The organism is Nitrosomonas sp., assembly GCF_024282095.1.
Classification (GTDB): domain Bacteria; phylum Pseudomonadota; class Gammaproteobacteria; order Burkholderiales; family Nitrosomonadaceae; genus Nitrosomonas.
The window spans coordinates 39,383-58,840 of record NZ_JAMWZS010000002.1 but is presented as its reverse complement, the minus strand read 5'-3'; the positions used below and the strand labels follow the sequence as shown (position 1 = coordinate 58,840).

Sequence of the window (19,458 nt, the reverse complement as noted above, 5' to 3'; positions counted from 1 at the left end):
TCAACTATCTGCAAGTAAATGTAAGTAGGTGTTGTTGGTTGCAATGATTGCGTTACTTGGGTGAGCTTGAATGATATGGGTTATTCTGATGATTAATTTCAATCGGAGTAATTCTCATCAGTAATGCACAGCAAGCCAAATTGTTTCGTTATCCGGATCCGTCCATGCAACTCTGTGTTTTTTATGAGAGGGGATATTAATAAAATCTCCTTCGTTGAGCTGTATTGACGATTGATCTTCAAAGGACAATACGGCTTTTCCTTTTAATATCATAACCCACTCATTTTTTTCTTGATCGTACCAATCGGATTCAGCGGATCTATGGCCTTTTGAGATAATTCTTTCGATGGCTACCGTATCGTGTTTGAGCAGACACTGAAATAGTTCTTTATCTAAGTGATGAGGGATATTTGAAAAGATATTGTGTAGTTTCATTTTATATCGTCTCTCCGAATTGACTGAATATTTTTAGCGTATTGTAAGTTAAAATTTTTGTTAAGTAGCCGTTCTTGGCAGAGCCATTTTTCTCAATAACCGTGCGATAGATTGGATGGTTCTGGAATTACCAATCGCTATCAATTGATCCCAAAACGAATACACAAAAACATCAGCTGATGCTGAATCCTGTGAAGATTCTGATCCGCACTGCTACAAACAGAAAATGTTATCAACAGGCTTGCATTCTTGCTTATTCGGTCTTATTTCATTCACCGGCAGTTACTGTGAATAATCGCAATTCTGGCAAATTACATTTTTCTTCAACATTCCTCAATAACAATTTCCAGGCGAATCGTGATGGTTTCCCGGGCGTGATTAAAATCGTATTATTTATTGGAAGTTATATGGATATTAGTATCTTTATTTGAAGTAAATAATTCACTGATAAATTGACTTGAATTTTTCTGCATGATCCCCACATAAATAAGCAAATTTTTTAAGGAGGCAAATGTGCAAGCTGAAACAACCAAAGAACACCTAAGTTTTCAAACTGAAGCGAAACAGCTATTAAAGCTGATGATTCATTCCTTATACAGTAATAAGGAAATATTTTTGCGTGAATTGATTTCGAATGCCTCTGATGCTGCAGATAAACTTCGTTTTGAAAGTCTCACGGATGCGGCATTGTATGAATCCGATTCCGATCTCAAGATCCGCGTGAGTTACGATAGTAATGAGCGGACTATCACCATTTCCGATAACGGTATCGGTATGTCCCGTCAAGAAGTGATTGATCATATCGGGACTATCGCCAAATCGGGTACACGGGAGTTCTTTAATTCGTTAACCGGCGACCAGGCCAAAGATGCTCATTTAATAGGTCAATTTGGTGTCGGATTTTATTCGGCATTTATCATTGCCGACAAGGTGACTTTAAATACCAGGCGTGCCGGGTTGACTGCCGAGCATGGCGTCTGTTGGGAATCGAGTGGTGAAGGTGATTACACACTGGAAACCATAGAGAAGACGACACGGGGTACTGAAGTAATTCTGCATTTGCGCGAGGATGAAGATGAGTTTCTCAATGGCATGCGGATCCGTAACATTATTCGTAAGTATTCTGATCATATCACGCTGCCTATTGTGATGAAGAAGGAAGAATGGTCGCAGGAAGAGAAGAAAAACAAAATCACTGATGAAGATGAAACAATCAATCAGGCAAGTGCGTTATGGGCGCGTCCAAAAAATGAAATTACCGTTGAGCAATATCATGAATTTTACAAACACGTAGCGCATGATTTTGAACCTCCGCTTGCTTATCTGCATGCTCGGGTGGAAGGGAAACAGGAATACACTCAGCTACTTTATATCCCGGCACGGGCGCCTTTTGATTTATTTGATCGTGAACGTCGCCACGGTATTAAGCTATATGTGCAACGGGTTTTTATCATGGATGATGTTGAAAAGCTGTTGCCTAATTATTTGCGCTTTGTCCGCGGCGTGATTGATTCGAATAGCCTGCCTCTGAATGTGTCGCGTGAGATATTGCAGGAATCTAAGGATATCGACACGATCAGAGCGGGTGTGGTCAAGAAGGTTCTGGGATTGATAGAAGATTTATCCAAGAACAAAGATGATGCAGATAAAGAGAAATTTAGTACTTTTTATCGAGAGTTCGGCCAGGTACTGAAGGAAGGTGTAGGTGAGGATTATGCAAATCGTGAACGAATAGCTAAATTGTTACGTTTCGTGACTACCCAAAGCGATACCGACGAGCCGACAGTTGCGTTAGAAACGTATGTGCAGCGCATGAAAGAAGGACAAGAAAAGATTTACTTTGTAACAGCGGATAATCTGAAAGCGGCAAAAAACAGCCCTCACCTGGAAGTTTTCCGCAAGAAAGGTATCGAAGTGCTATTGTTAGCAGATCGCGTGGATGAGTGGTTGGTAAGTAATTTAACTGAATTTGAAGGCAAGCCGCTGCAATCTGTCGCTAAAGGTGGCTTAGATCTGGGTAGTCTGGAAGATGAGGCTGAGAAAGAAGAACGTGAAAAAGAAACCAGCGCTTATCAGGAATTGACAGAGAAAATGAAAGTAGCGCTGGGTGAGCAAGTAAAAGATGTGCGTGTTACTTTTCGTCTAACAGAATCTCCAGCTTGTCTTGTTGCCGATACCTATGAAATGGGGGGTAATCTGGAGAGATTGTTGAAATCGGCAGGGCAAAAGGTGCCGCATGCTAAGCCAATTCTAGAGATCAATCCACATCACCCGATGGTGCAACGATTAAAGACAGAGGTGGACAATTTTGAAGACTGGAGTCATATCTTGTTTGACCAGGCTTTACTGGCTGAGGGTGGTCAGCTTGAGGATCCTGCAGCTTTTGTAAAGAGACTCAATGAATTGTTATTGTTGAAGTCTTAAGTTGATAAGAATTGAATGTTCGTGAAGATAGAAATTGGCATTTGAAACTTCTATTTGTTTCCAATGTCAATTTCTTGAATAAGGCGGAAACGTTAACAGACCTTTGAGAAACGTTTTCGAGGTAGCCGATAGTAGGCAGAAACAGGCGCGAAAGCGCAGTTTATGCGTAATCAATGAGCATTTTGAGCCTGCTTTAACACCGTAGCGGCAACGCATAGTTTTTCAACGGCCTGTTAGACAATTTTCCAGATAGCGATTTATAACAGATAGTGAGCAGATCAAAGAATAATCAGATGACTGATTCAGTCAAAGTCTATCAAGCGAAACTGGTTGCACCATTTGCTGTGCTAGGGATTATTACTGAAGAGGATTGGTTAACCGATATCGAGTATTTGTCCATGGATACGCAGCCTCTGGCACCACAGAGTTATCTCGCAAAAGAAGTTTGTAGGCAATTGCAGGCATATTTAACTGAACCCGGTTTTAGATTTGATTTAAGCTTGCATATTGGTGGTACAACGCATCAACGCCGGGTGTGGCAAGCCATTCAGACCATTCCGAGTGGAAAGACGAGTAGTTATGCGGAAATAGCAACGCAGCTGCATTCCGCACCCAGAGCAGTAGGTCGGGCATGCGGCGCCAATAGAATTCCGATCATCATACCCTGTCATCGAGTGATTGCTAAGAATGGTGGATTAGGAGGTTTTATGAATGCAAGTGATGGAAATCCCTTAGAGATCAAACGATGGTTATTACGCCATGAGAGTGCTTGATTTAGACGCAAATTTATTAGATGAGTTTTCCGACACTTTATGGTTGGAAGATGGCTTGTCACGTAACACGCTGGATAGCTATCGCAATGATTTGCGACTTTTCAGCGAATGGTTGAGAAGAAGAAATCAAGAAGATAGGGTGCTCATGGATGCAACGCATTCTGATTTGCTCGAATTTCTGGCGTCCAGAGTTTCCGCTAAGATTAAGGCCAGCACGACCAGCCGAGAGCTGTCCAGTCTGAAACGTTTCTATCGCTTTTTATTGCGCCAAGGCAAAATTGCGACGGATCCCAGTCTTAATATTGAAACGCCTAAGTTGCAGCGTAGTTTGCCTCAGAGTCTTACAGAAAAAGAGGTCGAACTGTTGCTGAGCGTGCCTGATCTTAAGCATCCACTTGGTTTGCGTGATCGTGCCATGGTGGAAGTTTTATACGCCAGCGGACTGCGAGTATCGGAACTGATCAATCTAAAGTATTCGCAAGTCAGCATGGATATGGGGGTTCTGCGAGTCATGGGGAAAGGCAGAAAGGAACGCCTTGCACCGCTCGGAGAAGAATCACTCGAATGGTTGAGTCGCTATACCAAAGAAGCTAGACCTGCTTTACTGAATGGTATTGTCACCGACACCATATTTGTAACGACACGTGGCGCAGCCATGACACGTCAGGCATTCTGGTATCTCATCAAACGCTATGCGCAAATAGTGGGTATTACCAAACAACTATCTCCGCATACGCTGCGTCATGCATTTGCTACCCATCTGCTCAATCACGGTGCTGATTTGCGTGTGGTGCAACTGTTACTGGGTCATGCCGACATTTCGACTACGCAGATTTACACGCATATTGCACGTGAACGTCTGAAACAGCTACACGCCGAGCACCATCCGAGGGGATGACCCGGTTTTTGGTTATTTTTATTTCTTAGACAATAGCGTATAAAGTGCCAAACTCCCAAGGCTGATAAAAGCCAGCAATGACCAGTCCGGAATCGTTAGTGATAAAAATTTCCAATCGACATTAGCGCAATCCCCATTGGCCTCAAACATTCCAGGCCACCATTCGGCAATCGGTAAAGCATTTAGAAAGGCTTCCTCCGGACTGATGCCGCACTCAAATGATTCCGGAAAACGTATCAACCAAGCGTGTCGCGCAGCAATGACAGTTCCGGCGAATGCGAAAACACTCATCAGGCAACCGTAGAAACGGCGTCCAATGCGTTTGGGATTGTGGAGAAATAATGCCACGAATGCAGTGAGTCCCAACAGCCAGTAGGCGAGCCGTTGTGCTACGCATAGCGGGCAGGGTAGAAGCCCTTCGACATGCTGCAGATATTGCGCATAACCTAGGACACCGATACAACTGAGCAGAATAATTAAAAATAATAATTTCATTTTGTGTTTCTCATGAGTCTGATTGACATCCCAGTCTATCCATTAATCATTTGTGGATTCTACACAATTTGCTATGATGAACGAATTCAGCTGGCTGAATATTTGTAATAGCACTGGAATTTCTTTTTCATTGATATCTAATCAAGGAGATTCACCATGCAAACAAAGCTATTTTTTACCATGTTGATTATTTTCACTTTCCTGGCTTCGGGTGCCTGCATCGCTGCAGAATCAGAAGAAGTAAACGAGATTGCTGAAGCCAAAGCTAAAACTAAATTTGATCATATCGGATTGGCTGTGTATTACGAGAATGAAGCCAAGGCAATGAGAGAAAAAGCAAAAGAGCAAGAAAAGCTGCTGGCAGAGTATAAAAATCACAGCGAATACTATGGCCGGGAAGGCCTGGATTTCGAGGCGCATCATGAAGCATTATTAAGAAAATATACCAAATCGGCAGAGCGCAACATGGAAATGGCCGCCTCTCATCGAAAAATGGTAGAAAAAGTTAAATAAATACTTTATTTCATGCTGCTGCTTATTAGTCTGTATTCACACAGGCGGCACTCCAGTGTCGCCGTTGTTAGGTGGGGTGCTAGCCATATGTTTGATTCACCGATACGAACGCCATAGGACTGCTGGTTGGTTATCAGTATCTATCCGCAAAATTGCTGCATGTATCTGCCACGGATAGCTTGCGGTCACTATATAAGTGCGCTGGTGGTGCCTTTATTTTTCTTTCCAGATGGCATAAATCAGCAATCCCCAAGCAGTCAGGAATGAAACACCGCCAAACGGCGTGATCATGCCAAGCCCGCGCATTCCGGTCACGCTTAATACGTAAAGACTGAAACTGAATAGAATAATGCCGACCATCATCAGCCAGCCGGATATCGGAATTAGACGGGATTTGGGGAAGTGCAGTAATAGCAGGCCAATGATAATGATTCCCAAGGCGTGATAAAAATGGTATTGCACGCCGGTGTGATACACCGTGAGCATATCGGCTGATAAGACTCGTTTCAGGCCGTGTGCACCGAAAGCGCCCAGTGCGATGCATAAAAATGTGTTGAGTGCGCCCAGTATCAGGAAAGTTTTTGGCATCGGTGATTTTGTCCTTGTTGTTGTTTTGAATAAAGTGGAATGAGTGCTGGTGCTATGTATAGGTATCAGGAATTCTTTGTCTTTATGACATCCGCCTCGCACATTCCGTGCGCGAATTTTACCTGAATCCTATCGCCGGGATTCATTTGTTTGCTGTCACGGATGATGGTGCCTTGCATGGAATACGTAATGCTATATCCGCGTTCCAAGATCGATTGCGGATTCAGGTGGGATAACTGTATTTGCATATGTTGCAGCCGGACTGACAGTGTTTCGAAATAACGGGAATAGACAGAGTGGAAATGTGAAGTCCACTCTTTTTGTTGTTCTGCCAAACGGACAATATTGGGACTTACAGCCGCCAGTCGTTGACTGTATTCGAGTAATCTCCACTGTTTCTTTTCGATTTGATGTCTCCAGGTGTTGCTGAGCCGGTCCTGTAAATGTTCCAGATGGATGGTTTGCTGCTTGATGCGATCACCCGGGTAAATTAAACGATGCGTCAGAATATCCACTTGTTGCATGGCGTATTCAATGCGATGCAAAGTGATGCGATACATGCGCTGGTGCAGCATGCTCAAACGATGACTCAATTCCTTTCGATCCCTGCTAGCGAGCTCAGCGGCTGCGGTCGGTGTGGGTGCACGCATATCCGCGACAAAATCTGCGATGGTGAAGTCTGTTTCATGGCCGATACCGCTGACGATGGGTATCGAACTGGCGGCAATGGCAAGTGTCACAATTTCTTCATTGAATGCCCATAAGTCTTCAATACTGCCGCCGCCGCGGCACAGTATCAGCACATCGCATTCGGCTCGTCGGCACGCAATTTTAATTGCATCGGCGATACTGCCGGCCGCTGTTTTCCCCTGCACCAGGGTGGGGTAGATGACGATGGGCAATGCTGGCATGCGGCGTTGCAGTGTCGATAGCACGTCTCGTAGCGCTGCGGTATCCGGGGAGGTGATGATGCCGATTTGTTGCGGAAACGCGGGCAACGGTTTTTTATTCGTGGGACTGAATAACCCAGCCTGTTCCAATTTGGATTTAAGCTTTTCAAAGGCCTCGAATAATTCACCGAGTCCGGCGCGTCGCATGGTTTCGACGTTTAATTGAAAATCACCGCGTGGTTCGTACAATGTGACGATTGCAAGCACTTCCACTTGCATACCATCTTTAGGCTGCCAGTCAATATATTGATTCTTGTGACCGAATAAGACACAGCGAACTTGCGCATCGGCATCCTTGAGGGAAAAGTACCAATGACCCGATTGATAACGCTTCAAATTGGAAATTTCACCTTGAACCCACAGCAATGGGATGCTCTGTTCCAGAAATTGCTTGGTGTTACGATTTAATTCACTGACCGTCAGCACTTTATGAAGGTTACCGGACATGATTGGGGGTAGGTTCATTTAGCTACTTCTATTGTGTAATAATCCACATGCCTTGTAGGAAGTGTGTGGTGTATTGTCAGAGTGCGTGTAAGAAGTGTGGTTTGTTGTAACTATCTGTTTATTAAAAAAATTACATATAGATTAATAAATAATCAAGTTAAAAAAGTTGTTTGGATATGCTAACTTAATAGCACTATTCGTCATATACTCACAAACTTATCCACAGAAATTGTGGATAGAAAAAGTACTGCTTCCTTGCTGAAAATGCGCGATCAAGATACATTACATGCCAAATTGATCGCTTAGTTATAAAATAAGCAAACCAGGTATTATCATAAACCGCAGAATAATACCTGATCTACAGTGAGTGAGGAGATTATCGCGTGTTATCTTTGATTCAAGCGGCCGGTTGGCCGATCTGGCCAATCATTATTGCTTCCATTGTTGCCATGGGTATCATTGTGGAACGGATGTGGACACTACGTTTAAGTGTTATTTCTCCTAAAGAATTATTGCCCAGAGTATTAAACGAGTATAAAAGAAATGGTGTAAACCCTGAAATGGTTGCGCGCTTGCAACAGCATTCACCATTGGGGGAAGTGCTTGCCGCCGGGCTTAAAAATGTTAAGAGCTCGCGAGAAGTCATGAAAGAGTCGATTGAAGAATCAGGCCGTGTGGTTGCGCATGATTTGAATCGGTATCTGACAACTTTGGGGACGATTGCCGCGTTGAGTCCACTGATGGGATTGTTTGGTACCTTGGTGGGTATGATTGAAATCTTTGGTTCAAATTCTCCTACGGGAAGTAATCCGGCACAACTTGCTTATGGGATTTCTGTGGCTTTGTATAATGCGGCATTCGGCATACTGGTAGCGATTCCGAGCATGATTTTCTACCGCCATTTTCGTGCGAAAGTTGATGGTTTCGTTCTTGAGATGGAATTACAAGCTTTAAAGCTGATAGAAATCGTGCATGGTGAAAGGGAAAATTAAGAAGTATTGGCGTTATTTTTCAACTTCCTTATATTTCTTAAGGACTTTGAATGATTTCTGTCAAGTTGGCAAAACATGAAGTTGACGGAGTAGTGTATACTTCGGCCGAATCAAATATTGACAGAGCATTTTGCTTGCTTTTAGTGAGATAAGTGTAAAGATTGATGGTTTCTTTTTGTGATAATGATGTTCTTTTCAGAACTGAATGTTTTACAAGTAAACGAATGAGAGCACCAGAATTTTGAGGAATATACATTCGGTAGTAAATATCAGGCAGTTAGTTAGTAGTGTATTGTTTTTATGCGTCATGATCTTACAGGGTTGTGCAACAGCGCCAAAGGGTGGCGATCAGGACGTAGATCCGATCGATCCGCATGAGAAGGTCAACCGCGCTTCCTATGATATTACCGATCGAGTCGATCGCGTGGTATTTGAACCCGTTGTGAATGCCTACATTGATTATGTACCCAATGCAGCGCAACGATCTATTGGGAATTTCTACGATAATCTGTCGTATCCCAATGTCGTTCTGAATTCTTTCTTGCAAGGTAAGGTAAAACAGGGTTTCCAGGATACGCTACGCTTTTTTGTTAACTCATCGGTTGGCATGTTTGGGCTTTTTGATATGGCGACTCACATGGGTTTACAAAAGAATGATGAGGATTTCGGCCAAACACTAGGTGTATGGGGGTTTAATCCGGGCTCTTATTTGTTTATTCCGTTCCTGGGACCGAGTAGTGAGCGTGATGTTTCAAGTATCCCGGTCAGTATTTTCACCAATGTGCTTTTTTACGCAGGTCTTGCAGTGGGTTCAGCATTTGCTGCACCTTTGACGGTTCTCGGTGCTATCGACAAGCGCGCACGTTTAATCGGCCCGATGCGCATTCGTGATGAAGCAGCGCTGGATCCTTATTTGTTTGTGCGTGAAGCATCATTACAACAGCGTGAATTTCTGGTTCATGATGGCAAGCTGCCATTAGACCTTTATTATGAGCCTTTTCAGGATAATCCCTTTGATAAAGGCTCGGAAAAGCAAAAACAGAAAAAAACTGACTAACTTTGGTTAGGGGTTGATAGTTAGATGCTTCAGGGTTAATGGTGCTGACGGATGATAAGAATCTTTATGTGAATAAAGTAGAGCTAGACTGGACGGTATATACATGTATACCTATTGGAAAATTTGTAACAGCCATAGCGCTTAGGAATATATGAACGGATCCCAAAGAAAACCTAACATATCGCAACAACGGAATGATTTCATTTTTGAGAACGAAGCACCTTTAGTGGATATAACAGCCGATTCGAGTCGTGAAAAAATCAATGCCGACGAGCTGGAACAAAAATTTTCCCAAGCTCGCACGGCTATGTTGTCTTTACAGAATCCGGACGGACATTGGTGTTTCCCACTCGAAGCGGATTGCACCATCCCGGCAGAATATATTCTGATGATGCACTTCATGGATGAAATCGATGTCATCCTGGAGAATAAAATTGCGCGTTTTATTCGTGATAAACAGGACATGGCACATGGCGGATGGCCATTATATTATGGCGGCGCATTTGATATCAGTTGTACCATTAAATCGTATTATGCCCTGAAGCTGGTAGGCGATTCTCCCGATGCGGCACATATGGTGCGCGCACGAGAAGCTATTTTAGAACGCGGCGGTGCGGCCAAAGCCAACGTCTTTACCCGCTTGCTGCTGGCAATGTATGACCAGATCCCGTGGCGCGGCGTGCCTGTTGTGCCTTCGGAACTGGTACTGCTGCCGCGCTGGTTTCCTTTTCATCTCAGCAAGGTTTCCTACTGGTCACGCACCGTCATGGTGCCTTTATCCATCTTGTGCACGATGAGGGCGCGTGCTATCAATCCGCGTCAAGTCAATATCCGTGAATTGTTTATTGTGCCACCGGAAGAGGAAACAAACTATTTTCCGCAAGCGGAAACACTGCTTAAACGTATTTTCATGTTGATTGAGCGCATATTGTCGCGGGTGGAGCCCAAGTTGCCTCAATCGGTGCGCCAATATTCCATACGCCGCGCAGAAATCTGGACACTCGAACGTCTGAATGGCGAATGTGGCATTGGCGCTATTTTTCCCGCTATGGTCAATGCGCATGAAGCATTGACATTGTTGGGCTATGCCTATGATCACCCCAATCGGGTGCAATGTCGTAACGCGTTGCGCGGGTTGCTGGTCGATGAAGGTGAACGCGTTTGGTGTCAGCCTTGTACCTCGCCTGTTTGGGATACGGTGCTGACAAGCCTGGCGTTACAGGAAGACCCAACGACGGATCAGAAACCGGTGCTGCAAGCGCTGGACTGGCTGGTGGAACAACAGATTCTGGATGAACCCGGCGATTGGCGCGATAAGCGGCCGGATTTGCCGGGTGGTGGTTGGGCTTTTCAATATGCGAATCCGCATTATCCGGATCTTGACGATACGGCTGCAGTGGCCTGGGCGCTGGATCAGGGCGATGCGCAACGCTATCAAAAGGCACTGGACCGCGCAGCCAACTGGTTGTTCGGCATGCAGTCGCGCAATGGTGGTTTTGCCGCTTTTGACATCGACAACACCCATCACTATCTGAATGAAATTCCTTTTGCCGATCACGGTGCATTGATCGATCCGCCTACCAGCGATGTGACGGCGCGTTGCGTCGGTTTTCTTGGAAAATACGGCAAGCAGCATCACCAGCATGCGGTGCTGCGTGGTATCAGCTATTTGTTGCGGGAACAGGAATCAAACGGTGCCTGGTTCGGGCGCTGGGGTACCAATTATATCTATGGCACATGGTCTGTGCTGGAAGCATTTCGCTTGGCCAAGTTCGATATGCAGCACGCATCGGTGCGTCGCGCCGTGAAGTGGTTAAATTCCGTGCAACGCGCGGATGGGGGTTGGGGTGAAACCAACGACTCCTATTTGGATATCAAACTGGCAGGACAATTTGCTGAAACCAGTACTGCCTTTCAAACAGCTTGGGCGGTATTGGGTTTGATGGCGGCCGGTGAAGTCAACAGTGAGTCTGTGCGCAAAGGTGTCAACTACTTGCTGCGCAATCAGTCGAGTGATCATTTGTGGGAAGATCCCTGGTTTACCGCGCCTGGTTTTCCGCGGGTTTTCTATCTGCGCTATCACGGTTATTCAAAATTCTTCCCACTCTGGGCGCTGGCGCGTTACCGTGCGCTGACCAGAACAGTAGCCACGTGCGTGTAACCGGCCTGGTGACGGCGTTGCGGGCTGAAGCCCGCTGTGTCTCATCCGCGCATATTCCATTCAACGAAAAGGTGCAAGTTAACGACCATGCGGTTTTGTGGTTAAGTGGCATGGGCGCACAAGCGGCACGGGCAGCGGCAGAGGGGCTGTGTCAGCATGGTGCTACTGCACTGGTGAGTTTTGGTGTTGCTGGTGCATTGGATGCCAATTTGAAACCGGGCGACCTGATACTGCCGGATGTTATACATGCCGGAAAACAGTTGCCCGTCACCACGGCATGGCGCAATCGCCTACAGCAAATGCTTCCGGCCGATATCACTGTGGTCAACGGCATATTGGCGAACAGCGCAGTGCCATTGACGGGTGAACAAGCAAAACAGGATCTGGCGCAAGCAACGGGTGCTTGTGCGGTGGATATGGAGAGCGGTGCTATTGCTGAAGTTGCTGCTGCAGCAGGCATTTCTTTTATCGCTGTACGTGCCATTATCGATCCGCTTCAATTCTCACCGCCGCAGGCACTTCTCAGTGCGGTGTATCCGGATGGGGGAGTAAATTCAATGCGCCTGCTCGCATTATTACTGAAACGCTCAGTCCATGTGAATACGCTGCTCCAGATGGGAGTTGGTATGCGTGCTGCACGCAAAACGTTATCACGGGTGATTCAATCGGCCGGTGCTGGATTGGACAGTCAAGCAGTCGTTTGATCTGTATAAAATTCAAGCTTCTACTGTGATTGCAATTGTAACGCAGCCAAACGTGCATACAGCGCGCTGGATTGCAGTAACTCGGTGTGTGTGCCCAATGCATCTAGATGGCCATGGTCGAGCACGGCGATCCGGTCTGCGGATTGTACGGTCGCCAGGCGATGTGCAATGACTAATGTAGTGCGATTATGCATTAATCGCTGCAGTGCTTGTTGCACCCAATGTTCACTTTGTGCGTCCAGTGCACTGGTCGCTTCATCCAACAACAGAATCGGTGCATCGGCCAACAGGGCGCGTGCGATGGTCAACCGTTGTTTTTGTCCACCCGATAACCCCAAACCTGAATCGCCTAAGTGCGTTTGATAACCCTGCGGCAGCTTGCAGATGAAGTCGTGCGCGTAAGCAGCCTCAGCAGCCGCTTCCACTTCGGCATCGGTGGCATCAGGGCGAGCATAGCGCAGATTGTCACTGATGGTGCCAAAAAACAGCACCGGATTCTGTGACACCAGCGCAAAGCACCGGCGTAAGGCAAAAAGATCCAGATGTCGGATATCAATTCCTTCCAGTTTGATGCAACCGGATTGACTATCAAAAAAGCGCAGCAGCAAATCAAACAACGTTGATTTACCGGCACCGGAAGGACCTACCAGCGCCAGCGTTTCACCTGCCCGGATAGTGAGTGTCAGTTTATTGATGGCAAGCACGTCGGGGCGGGAGGGATAGGCGAAGCACAATTGATCAATCTTGATATTGCCAGATACTTTAGGCAATGGCTGGGGCTTCTCTGGGGATTGGATCAGATTGCGAGCCCGTAACAATTCCATCGTCCGTTCGGCGGCTCCGGCGGCACGTTGCAACTCGCCGATGACTTCCGAAATGGAAGCGACAGCCGAACCCACAATGACGCTATAGAAAATAAAAGCAGCCAATTCGCCACCGCTGATGCGGCCTTCAATCACATCAATGCCGCCCACCCATAGCATCAGGCCTACCGCACCCAGCACCAATACGATGACAACGGTGACGAGTAACGCACGCTGCGTAGTGCGCTGTTTGGCAACCGCAAAAGCTTCTTCCACTTGATCGTGAAATATACGTTGGTCGATGGCTTGGTGATTGTAAGCTTGTACCGTTTTAATTTGCCCGAGAACCTCGCCGACATACGCGCCTACCGTAGCGATTTTGTCCTGGCTTTGGCGCGACAGATGCCGCACCCGGCGGCCGTAGATCAGAATGGGAATGACCACCAGCGGCACACAAATCGTTACCAGTGCGGTCAGTTTCGCATTCGTGATGAATAACCAGATAATGCCGCCCAGCATCATGATCAGGTTGCGTAGCGCGAATGAAACAGACGACCCGATCACGGTTTGCAGCAATGTCATATCGGCGGTCAGACGCGACTGGATTTCGAGACTGCGGTTTTCCTCGAAAAAGCCCGGATGCAAATGGATTAAATGGTTGAATACTGTGCGGCGGATATCCGCAATCACCCGTTCGCCCAGCCACGTAACCCAGTAATAACGGGTAAACGTACCAACAGCCAAGGCAATCACCAGCAGCAAAAATATCACCACATATTGGCTCAACAGATCTTTTGATTGCGTTGCAAACCCTTGATCAATGAGCAGGCGGATGCCTTGTCCGATTGATAACGTGATTGCCGCTGTGAATAACAAAGCCAACAAGCTGTAGATGACTTGGCGTTTGTAGGGTGAGATAAACTGGGCTGCCAGTTTGACGGCTTGCCGGCGGGTTTGGGGGTTTTGGGGAGGATTTGCCATGAATATTGTGATGTAAATTAAAAAGGAAACTATATGTTTTCAAGAGGATATTGAAAAACTATCTGAACTCAATTGTCGAGCCCTAAACGAGCCATTTCTATCAGTTCTTGTGTTTCAGGGGATCTGTGGTATCCCAGCAACCAATCGGCACCAAGCATTAAATTAAAATTGCAATTGATATGTTTATGATGAAGATAATGATGCTGAGCAAGGAATTTAAAATAGCCGGTTTTTATTACCAGCCTCATTAACGGTGACGCTGTAGCTATCCTTTTATGATGCGGAAGATGTATATAAGGATGAACATACTCTGCAATCCAGATATAAAAAGCGAGTGGCGCCAGAACACCTAGAGCAAACCAGCCTCCTCCCAAATAACAAACAATAAACACCCACAAAAGATGGGGATAGCAATACCGAATCTTTTCGTAAAAATTGCCTACTCTGAGACCATAACTATTGAGGATAATTGATTTCTTATCATTTGCAATTAATAATTGATCCAATTCTCTCTTTTGCTGCTCAGAGTCAAAAATGGTGACATGATTAGTTTTGAAGGTTCTGAAATGATGAATCACATGATGTGAATACCATGAATTGTCGAGATAGGCTCCTAAATAGCCCAATCTACGCCATGATCTTCTCGTTTGCCACTTAGCATGCAAAAGATATTTGTGAACAATTGACTCGGCAATTGAGAAAAGGACATATCCCAACACAGAGCCTAAAATTATCTGACCTGAAGCACTCATTCGGCGTTAGCCTAGGGAAACTCTGAATAATTCATGTTTGTCATTCCGAACAAAGTGAGGAATCTTTGTGAATCAATGTCATAGATTTCTCGCTGCGCTCGAGATGACAGTTATTCAGAGTTTCCCTAGCAGAAGTTGATTCGCGCTGACGATGCAGTTTCTATCATGGTTTGCGATAAGCTTTTACCGCTTTGCTCCGATCAAGTCAATGGATGGCTGGTGTCTGTGCGGGCAGTGGTCATCTTGTTTAAATCCTGTTCCCGTTGGCATATCATATGACCATTGAATGCAAAACCCGGAATCAGTAGTGGAGCACACCAATAATTTTATCGATAATTTGATTAATAATGAGGCTTGGTAATGAAAAAAATCCTGATCGCCATTTGCTGTAGTTTAATATTGTCTTCCTGCACATGGATTAAAGTCACTTCGAAAGGCGAAAGCGTGCGCCTGGTGCAATCGGTCAAAGCAGTAGAGTCCTGCAAAAAGCTGGGGAATGCAAATGCAAAAGTTGTCGATCAAATCATATTTGACCGTGATGCGGAGAAAGTTGCCGGCGAACTCGCGGATCTTGCGCGCAATGAAGCGGGTCTGATGGGGGGGGATACCATTGTTCCCATTTCGGAAATTGTCGATGGAAGACGCAGTTTCGGTGTTTATCGATGCTTTCAATCCAAACGTATTGATTGAGATGTCCGATGGTTATTGCATCCTATGGGAACTGTGGTGCAATCGTAAGTCATAGCAAAATAGCAAATAAAAAAAACCGCCTTGGTTAGAGGCGGCTTTTTGTTAAAACATTTAAGTGCGTAGGTTGGGTTGAGGAACGAAGCCCAACGTTTAAGGCTTAAATGTTGGGCATCTCTTCGTTCAGTCCGGTCTACGTGCTGAGGTTAGCATGTGGCGAGGTTTACGCAAGTGCCAGATTTGGTCCAAGTTAATAAGGAACCATTGGCTCCAGCTGCGGGGGTAAGTATATATGTTCCGCCACCAGCTGCAGCAGAACCTGTTGCTGTAATAACGCCGTCAGTAACTGCAACGGAAACAACGTTTCCACTGGCACCGGCTGCTCCGGGTACGCCTGCAGCACCAGCGTCACAAGCAGCCAGAGCATTGCCTTCCAAAACACAAGATTCGACACCTAATTTGAAAGGTGCTGTAGCGCTGACAACCTCAGTAAACCTGGCTTTCTGAGTATAAGTCTGATAAGCAGGCACTGCAATCGCAGCCAAAATACCAATAATTGCGACAACGATCATTAATTCGATGAGTGTAAAACCTTTTTGTGTTTGCATGAGTGATTCTCCTTAAAGTTGAGTAGGACACATCAAGTGTGTGTGATGTTGCCAGCAGGAATTGTGCCAATTTTTCTTATTGAATAATTCTACTAGAACAGGGGCTGTAACGGGTATATCCAAAATAAATTTAGTACAATTTTGCAATTTGTCCTACTTTGTTTCGCAAGGTGTCCTACTTTGTAGCTCTACTAATAAAGAAGCGAAGTAGGGTTTGGCCTGTTGTTATCAGCACGCGGAATGGATCCAACAATTACAGAAACTGAGTCCTCTGGTCTTCTTCCGACACGTGATGGCGCATTATGAATATTAATGCTGTGACAGCTACAGCCGAAAAACTTCTTCCCATAATTGCAATACCGCCATACGGTCATTGCTCAAGTGATCGGCGGCAATACGTGTGAATTTCTGCAATTTGTCCCTTGAAACGGTAGCACCTGTCAGTTCCGGTTCGCCGCCTAATCTCAGGCGGTGTTGCAGGCGGCGGTATTCGCGGTAGGCGGTACGTGTTTTGGTGGCGGCTTCAGCGGACACGAGTCCCAGTTCACCTGCCAGCTTTAGCAATGCAATGTTGCCAATGTTGCCGGTCAATTGCGGATATTGATTGGCATAGCCCAGTACCAGATACTGCACAATGAATTCCACGTCAATAATGCCGCCACGGTCGTGCTTGATATCAAATAGATTGGTTGGGTTAGGATGAATATCCAGCATCTTTTCACGCATTTTCAAAATTTCTTGTTTGAGTTCGATTAAATTGCGCGGCTTACACAGAATTTCTTTGCGGGTATTTTCGAAAGCTTTTCCTACTTGCTTGTCGCCCGCGACGAAGCGTGCCCGGGTTAATGCCTGATGTTCCCAAACCCAGGCTTGTTCATGCTGATATTGCGCAAAAGCTTCCATCGAGCTGACCAGTAAACCGGTGGCACCATTGGGGCGTAGGCGCAAGTCCGTTTCGTACAATAAACCTGCTGACGTGTGGCGGGTCAACCAGGCATTGATACTTTGCCCGAGTTTGGTGTAAATCTCCGCAGCATCAGGATGAGGGTCTTCATACACAAAAATCATATCGAGATCGGAAGCATAACCGAGTTCTTTTCCTCCCAGCTTGCCATAACCGATGATGGCGAATGCAGGTGTCTCGCGGTGGCGTTTTTTCAAGCCGCACCAGGCGAGGTTCAATACGGTATCCAGCACCAGATCGGCCAGTGCGGTCAGGTGATCGCTCAGTGTTTCGAGTAGTAATGAGCCTTCCAGGTCGGTGACTAATAAGCGGAATACTTGGGCATGCTGGAAGTGCCGCAAAACGTCCATTTGCCATTCGATCACGTCATTTTTGGGATTGTTGACATGATTTAACTGATAGGTCAATTCGTTGCTGAGTGCATTCCAGTCCGGGACAGGGTGCGGCGCGTCATGGCGCAATAATTCATCTAATAGAATAGGGTGTCGCCCCAGATAGTCACTGGCCCATTGGCTGACACTGACAAGTTCTGCAACACGTTGCAGGGTATGAGGGTGCTCCAGCAAAAGCGCCAGATAGGATGTCTGCGAACTGATCTTTTCGAGTAACTGCAACGTACGTTCCAGTGTGATTTCAACGGGTGGCAATTCAGCAACAGCCTCGACCATCATCGGAACCAGTGTGTTGATTTGTTGCCGGCTGGATTCGGGTAGCTGGTGATAAAAGGTGCTGTGATAAAACAACCGCAGCCGTTCTGAAATTTTTGCGGGTTCGGTGAATCCCATGGTGCTTAGTTGTGTGGCGGCTGCTTCTGTTTGTGAAATGTCCTGCGTTTCAGCTTGCCATAAATAAGCCAGCATGTCGTGGGTGGGTGATTTTCTAGGGGTGGCAAAAATGAGCTCAAATTGACGCGTTACGTCCTTGCGATGTACATCCAGTTGTTGCATAAAACTTGTGTAATCTGGAAAGCCCATCGCGGTTGCGATCAGGTTTTGATCGGCTGGGTTTAAAGGGAGTGTTTGTGTTTGCTGATCATCCAGATATTGCAGGCGGTGTTCCAGTTTGCGCAGGAAGTGATAGGCCTGCGTGAGTTCCGCAACCGCTTGCTGCGGCAGTTGCTGTTTTTTTTGTAAACGTTCTAAAACGCTGAGTGTCGGTCGAATACACAGATCGACATCGCGACCTCCGCGGATCAACTGAAAAACCTGCGTAATAAATTCTATTTCACGAATGCCGCCGGGGCCTAATTTGATGTTGTCGTGCATCTCACGGCGTTCGACTTCTTTGCGTAATTGCGCGTGTAAACGGCGCATTGATTCATACGCACCAAAATCCAGATACTTGCGGAACACAAAGGGTCTGACAATTTTCTCCATGAGAATCGATTCGGTTTCGGCATCGCTCTGTCCTGCGATGACTCGACCTTTGATCCAGGCATAACGCTCCCATTCGCGTCCCTGTTTGATGAAATATTCTTCCAGCATGGGAAAACTGATTGCCAAAGGGCTGTTTTCTCCATGCGGACGTAGGCGCATATCGACCCGGAATACATAGCCATCGACCGTATAATCGTTCAGGCTGGCAATGAGTTTGCGACCGAGGCGGGCAAAGAATTCATGATTTGAAATGGATTTTGCGCCATCGGTCTCGCCATCTTCCGGGTAGACGAAGATCAAATCGACGTCGGAAGAGACATTGAGTTCGCCGCCGCCCAGTTTGCCCATGGCCACAACCAGCATATGTTGGGTGGTGTTACTGTGTTCCCCTTGGGGTGATCCAAAGCGATTGGATTGCGTTAACCAGCTTTCATGGTACTTGAGTGCGAAATTGATGGTGACTTCAGCGAGCTCGGTCATGCTGGACATGACTTCCGCTAAATCAGCCTGGCCGCTGACATCACGTAAGGTTAATCGCAGCATGACTTGCTTGCGCAAGTCGCGCAGTACGCTATGGAGGATTTCCTCGGTGGTGATATGTTCGGATTGGGAATCCAGAAATGCCTGCATGGCGGCTTTTCGGAAGGGCAATTGCAGTTCTTTGAGCAGTGCTATTTTTCGCGCAGGTTCGCTGTCCAATATGCGCTGCACATAGCGGCTGAAAGGCAAGACAGTGGCAAGAATCGCATCAGGTGTGTTACCAGTAGTGTGCATCATTGAGCATTCAGCAATTAATTCAATTTCATAGAATAACAAAGACAGCGTTTGCTGGCATCAGATTTATTGTAAA

Annotated in this window: 17 protein-coding genes; 9 read left to right on the top strand and 8 right to left on the bottom strand. The window is 46.2% G+C overall.

The genetic code is table 11. The annotated features are described in order from the left end of the window. Positions 1 to 117 precede the first annotated feature (117 nt). Entirely contained in the window at positions 118 to 435 is a 318-nt protein-coding gene (locus Q0K92_RS01155) for a cupin domain-containing protein (protein ID WP_297323963.1), read from the bottom strand. 513 nt (positions 436 to 948) lie between these two features. Here Q0K92_RS01155 and htpG point away from each other — a divergent pair. From htpG to xerD, 3 genes are all read left to right on the top strand, one after another. Next, on the top strand, positions 949 to 2,859 hold the full coding sequence (gene htpG, locus Q0K92_RS01150) for a molecular chaperone HtpG (protein WP_297323962.1): 1,911 nt from the start codon (positions 949 to 951) through the stop codon (positions 2,857 to 2,859). 293 nt (positions 2,860 to 3,152) lie between these two features. Further along, complete coding sequence (locus tag Q0K92_RS01145; RefSeq protein ID WP_297323961.1) at positions 3,153 to 3,632, top strand: methylated-DNA--[protein]-cysteine S-methyltransferase; 480 nt, start codon at positions 3,153 to 3,155, stop codon at positions 3,630 to 3,632. Beyond that, a complete protein-coding gene (xerD, locus tag Q0K92_RS01140; RefSeq protein WP_297323960.1) occupies positions 3,619 to 4,530 on the top strand; it encodes a site-specific tyrosine recombinase XerD in 912 nt (303 codons plus the stop codon). Before Q0K92_RS01145 ends, xerD begins: the two co-directional genes overlap by 14 nt. Before the next feature lie 18 nt (positions 4,531 to 4,548). Here the strand turns inward: xerD and Q0K92_RS01135 are convergent, their stop codons facing one another. Next, positions 4,549 to 5,025, bottom strand: a complete 477-nt coding sequence (locus Q0K92_RS01135; RefSeq protein ID WP_297323959.1) for a disulfide bond formation protein B — start codon at positions 5,023 to 5,025, stop codon at positions 4,549 to 4,551. A gap of 180 nt (positions 5,026 to 5,205) precedes the next feature. Here Q0K92_RS01135 and Q0K92_RS01130 point away from each other — a divergent pair, with 180 nt between their 5' ends. Further along, positions 5,206 to 5,538: a hypothetical protein gene (locus Q0K92_RS01130; protein WP_297323958.1), complete on the top strand. Its 333-nt coding sequence runs from the start codon at positions 5,206 to 5,208 to the stop codon at positions 5,536 to 5,538. A gap of 213 nt (positions 5,539 to 5,751) precedes the next feature. Here Q0K92_RS01130 and Q0K92_RS01125 read toward each other — a convergent pair whose 3' ends face one another. Next, the gene (locus Q0K92_RS01125; RefSeq protein ID WP_297323957.1) at positions 5,752 to 6,126 is read right to left on the bottom strand and encodes a DUF423 domain-containing protein; all 375 of its coding nucleotides are present in this window, start codon (positions 6,124 to 6,126) and stop codon (positions 5,752 to 5,754) included. Positions 6,127 to 6,191: 65 nt separating this feature from the next. Then, entirely contained in the window at positions 6,192 to 7,541 is a 1,350-nt protein-coding gene (xseA, locus tag Q0K92_RS01120) for an exodeoxyribonuclease VII large subunit (protein ID WP_297323956.1), read from the bottom strand. A gap of 365 nt (positions 7,542 to 7,906) precedes the next feature. Between xseA and Q0K92_RS01115 the strand changes: the two genes are divergently transcribed. The 4 genes from Q0K92_RS01115 to Q0K92_RS01100 all read left to right on the top strand — a co-directional run bounded on the left by Q0K92_RS01115 (position 7,907) and on the right by Q0K92_RS01100 (position 12,437). Beyond that, positions 7,907 to 8,515 (top strand): MotA/TolQ/ExbB proton channel family protein, encoded by a 609-nt coding sequence (locus tag Q0K92_RS01115; RefSeq protein WP_297323955.1) that lies wholly within the window; start codon positions 7,907 to 7,909, stop codon positions 8,513 to 8,515. Positions 8,516 to 8,822: 307 nt separating this feature from the next. After that, the gene (locus Q0K92_RS01110) at positions 8,823 to 9,572 is read left to right on the top strand and encodes a VacJ family lipoprotein (RefSeq protein ID WP_297323954.1); all 750 of its coding nucleotides are present in this window, start codon (positions 8,823 to 8,825) and stop codon (positions 9,570 to 9,572) included. A gap of 151 nt (positions 9,573 to 9,723) precedes the next feature. Then, complete coding sequence (gene shc, locus Q0K92_RS01105) at positions 9,724 to 11,733, top strand: squalene--hopene cyclase (protein WP_297323953.1); 2,010 nt, start codon at positions 9,724 to 9,726, stop codon at positions 11,731 to 11,733. Continuing rightward, entirely contained in the window at positions 11,724 to 12,437 is a 714-nt protein-coding gene (locus tag Q0K92_RS01100) for a phosphorylase (protein WP_297323952.1), read from the top strand. Before shc ends, Q0K92_RS01100 begins: the two co-directional genes overlap by 10 nt. A 20-nt stretch (positions 12,438 to 12,457) precedes the next feature. On the opposite strand, the gene Q0K92_RS01095 is transcribed toward Q0K92_RS01100, so the two are convergent. Together Q0K92_RS01095 and Q0K92_RS01090 are read right to left on the bottom strand one after the other, a co-directional pair. Next, positions 12,458 to 14,221 (bottom strand): ABC transporter transmembrane domain-containing protein, encoded by a 1,764-nt coding sequence (locus Q0K92_RS01095; RefSeq protein ID WP_297323951.1) that lies wholly within the window; start codon positions 14,219 to 14,221, stop codon positions 12,458 to 12,460. A 68-nt stretch (positions 14,222 to 14,289) separates the two neighbouring features. Then, positions 14,290 to 14,973 (bottom strand): hypothetical protein, encoded by a 684-nt coding sequence (locus tag Q0K92_RS01090; protein WP_297323950.1) that lies wholly within the window; start codon positions 14,971 to 14,973, stop codon positions 14,290 to 14,292. 360 nt (positions 14,974 to 15,333) lie between these two features. Here Q0K92_RS01090 and Q0K92_RS01085 point away from each other — a divergent pair, with 360 nt between their 5' ends. Continuing rightward, the gene (locus Q0K92_RS01085) at positions 15,334 to 15,663 is read left to right on the top strand and encodes a DUF4156 domain-containing protein (protein ID WP_297323949.1); all 330 of its coding nucleotides are present in this window, start codon (positions 15,334 to 15,336) and stop codon (positions 15,661 to 15,663) included. A gap of 203 nt (positions 15,664 to 15,866) precedes the next feature. On the opposite strand, the gene tapA is transcribed toward Q0K92_RS01085, so the two are convergent. Beyond that, positions 15,867 to 16,268 carry a type IVa pilus major pilin TapA gene (gene tapA / locus Q0K92_RS01080; protein ID WP_297323948.1) on the bottom strand — a complete coding sequence of 134 codons (402 nt, stop codon included), beginning with the start codon at positions 16,266 to 16,268 and terminating at the stop codon, positions 15,867 to 15,869. Between the two features lie 324 nt (positions 16,269 to 16,592). Next, on the bottom strand, positions 16,593 to 19,382 hold the full coding sequence (gene glnE / locus Q0K92_RS01075) for a bifunctional [glutamate--ammonia ligase]-adenylyl-L-tyrosine phosphorylase/[glutamate--ammonia-ligase] adenylyltransferase (RefSeq protein WP_297324035.1): 2,790 nt from the start codon (positions 19,380 to 19,382) through the stop codon (positions 16,593 to 16,595). Positions 19,383 to 19,458: the final 76 nt, after the last annotated feature.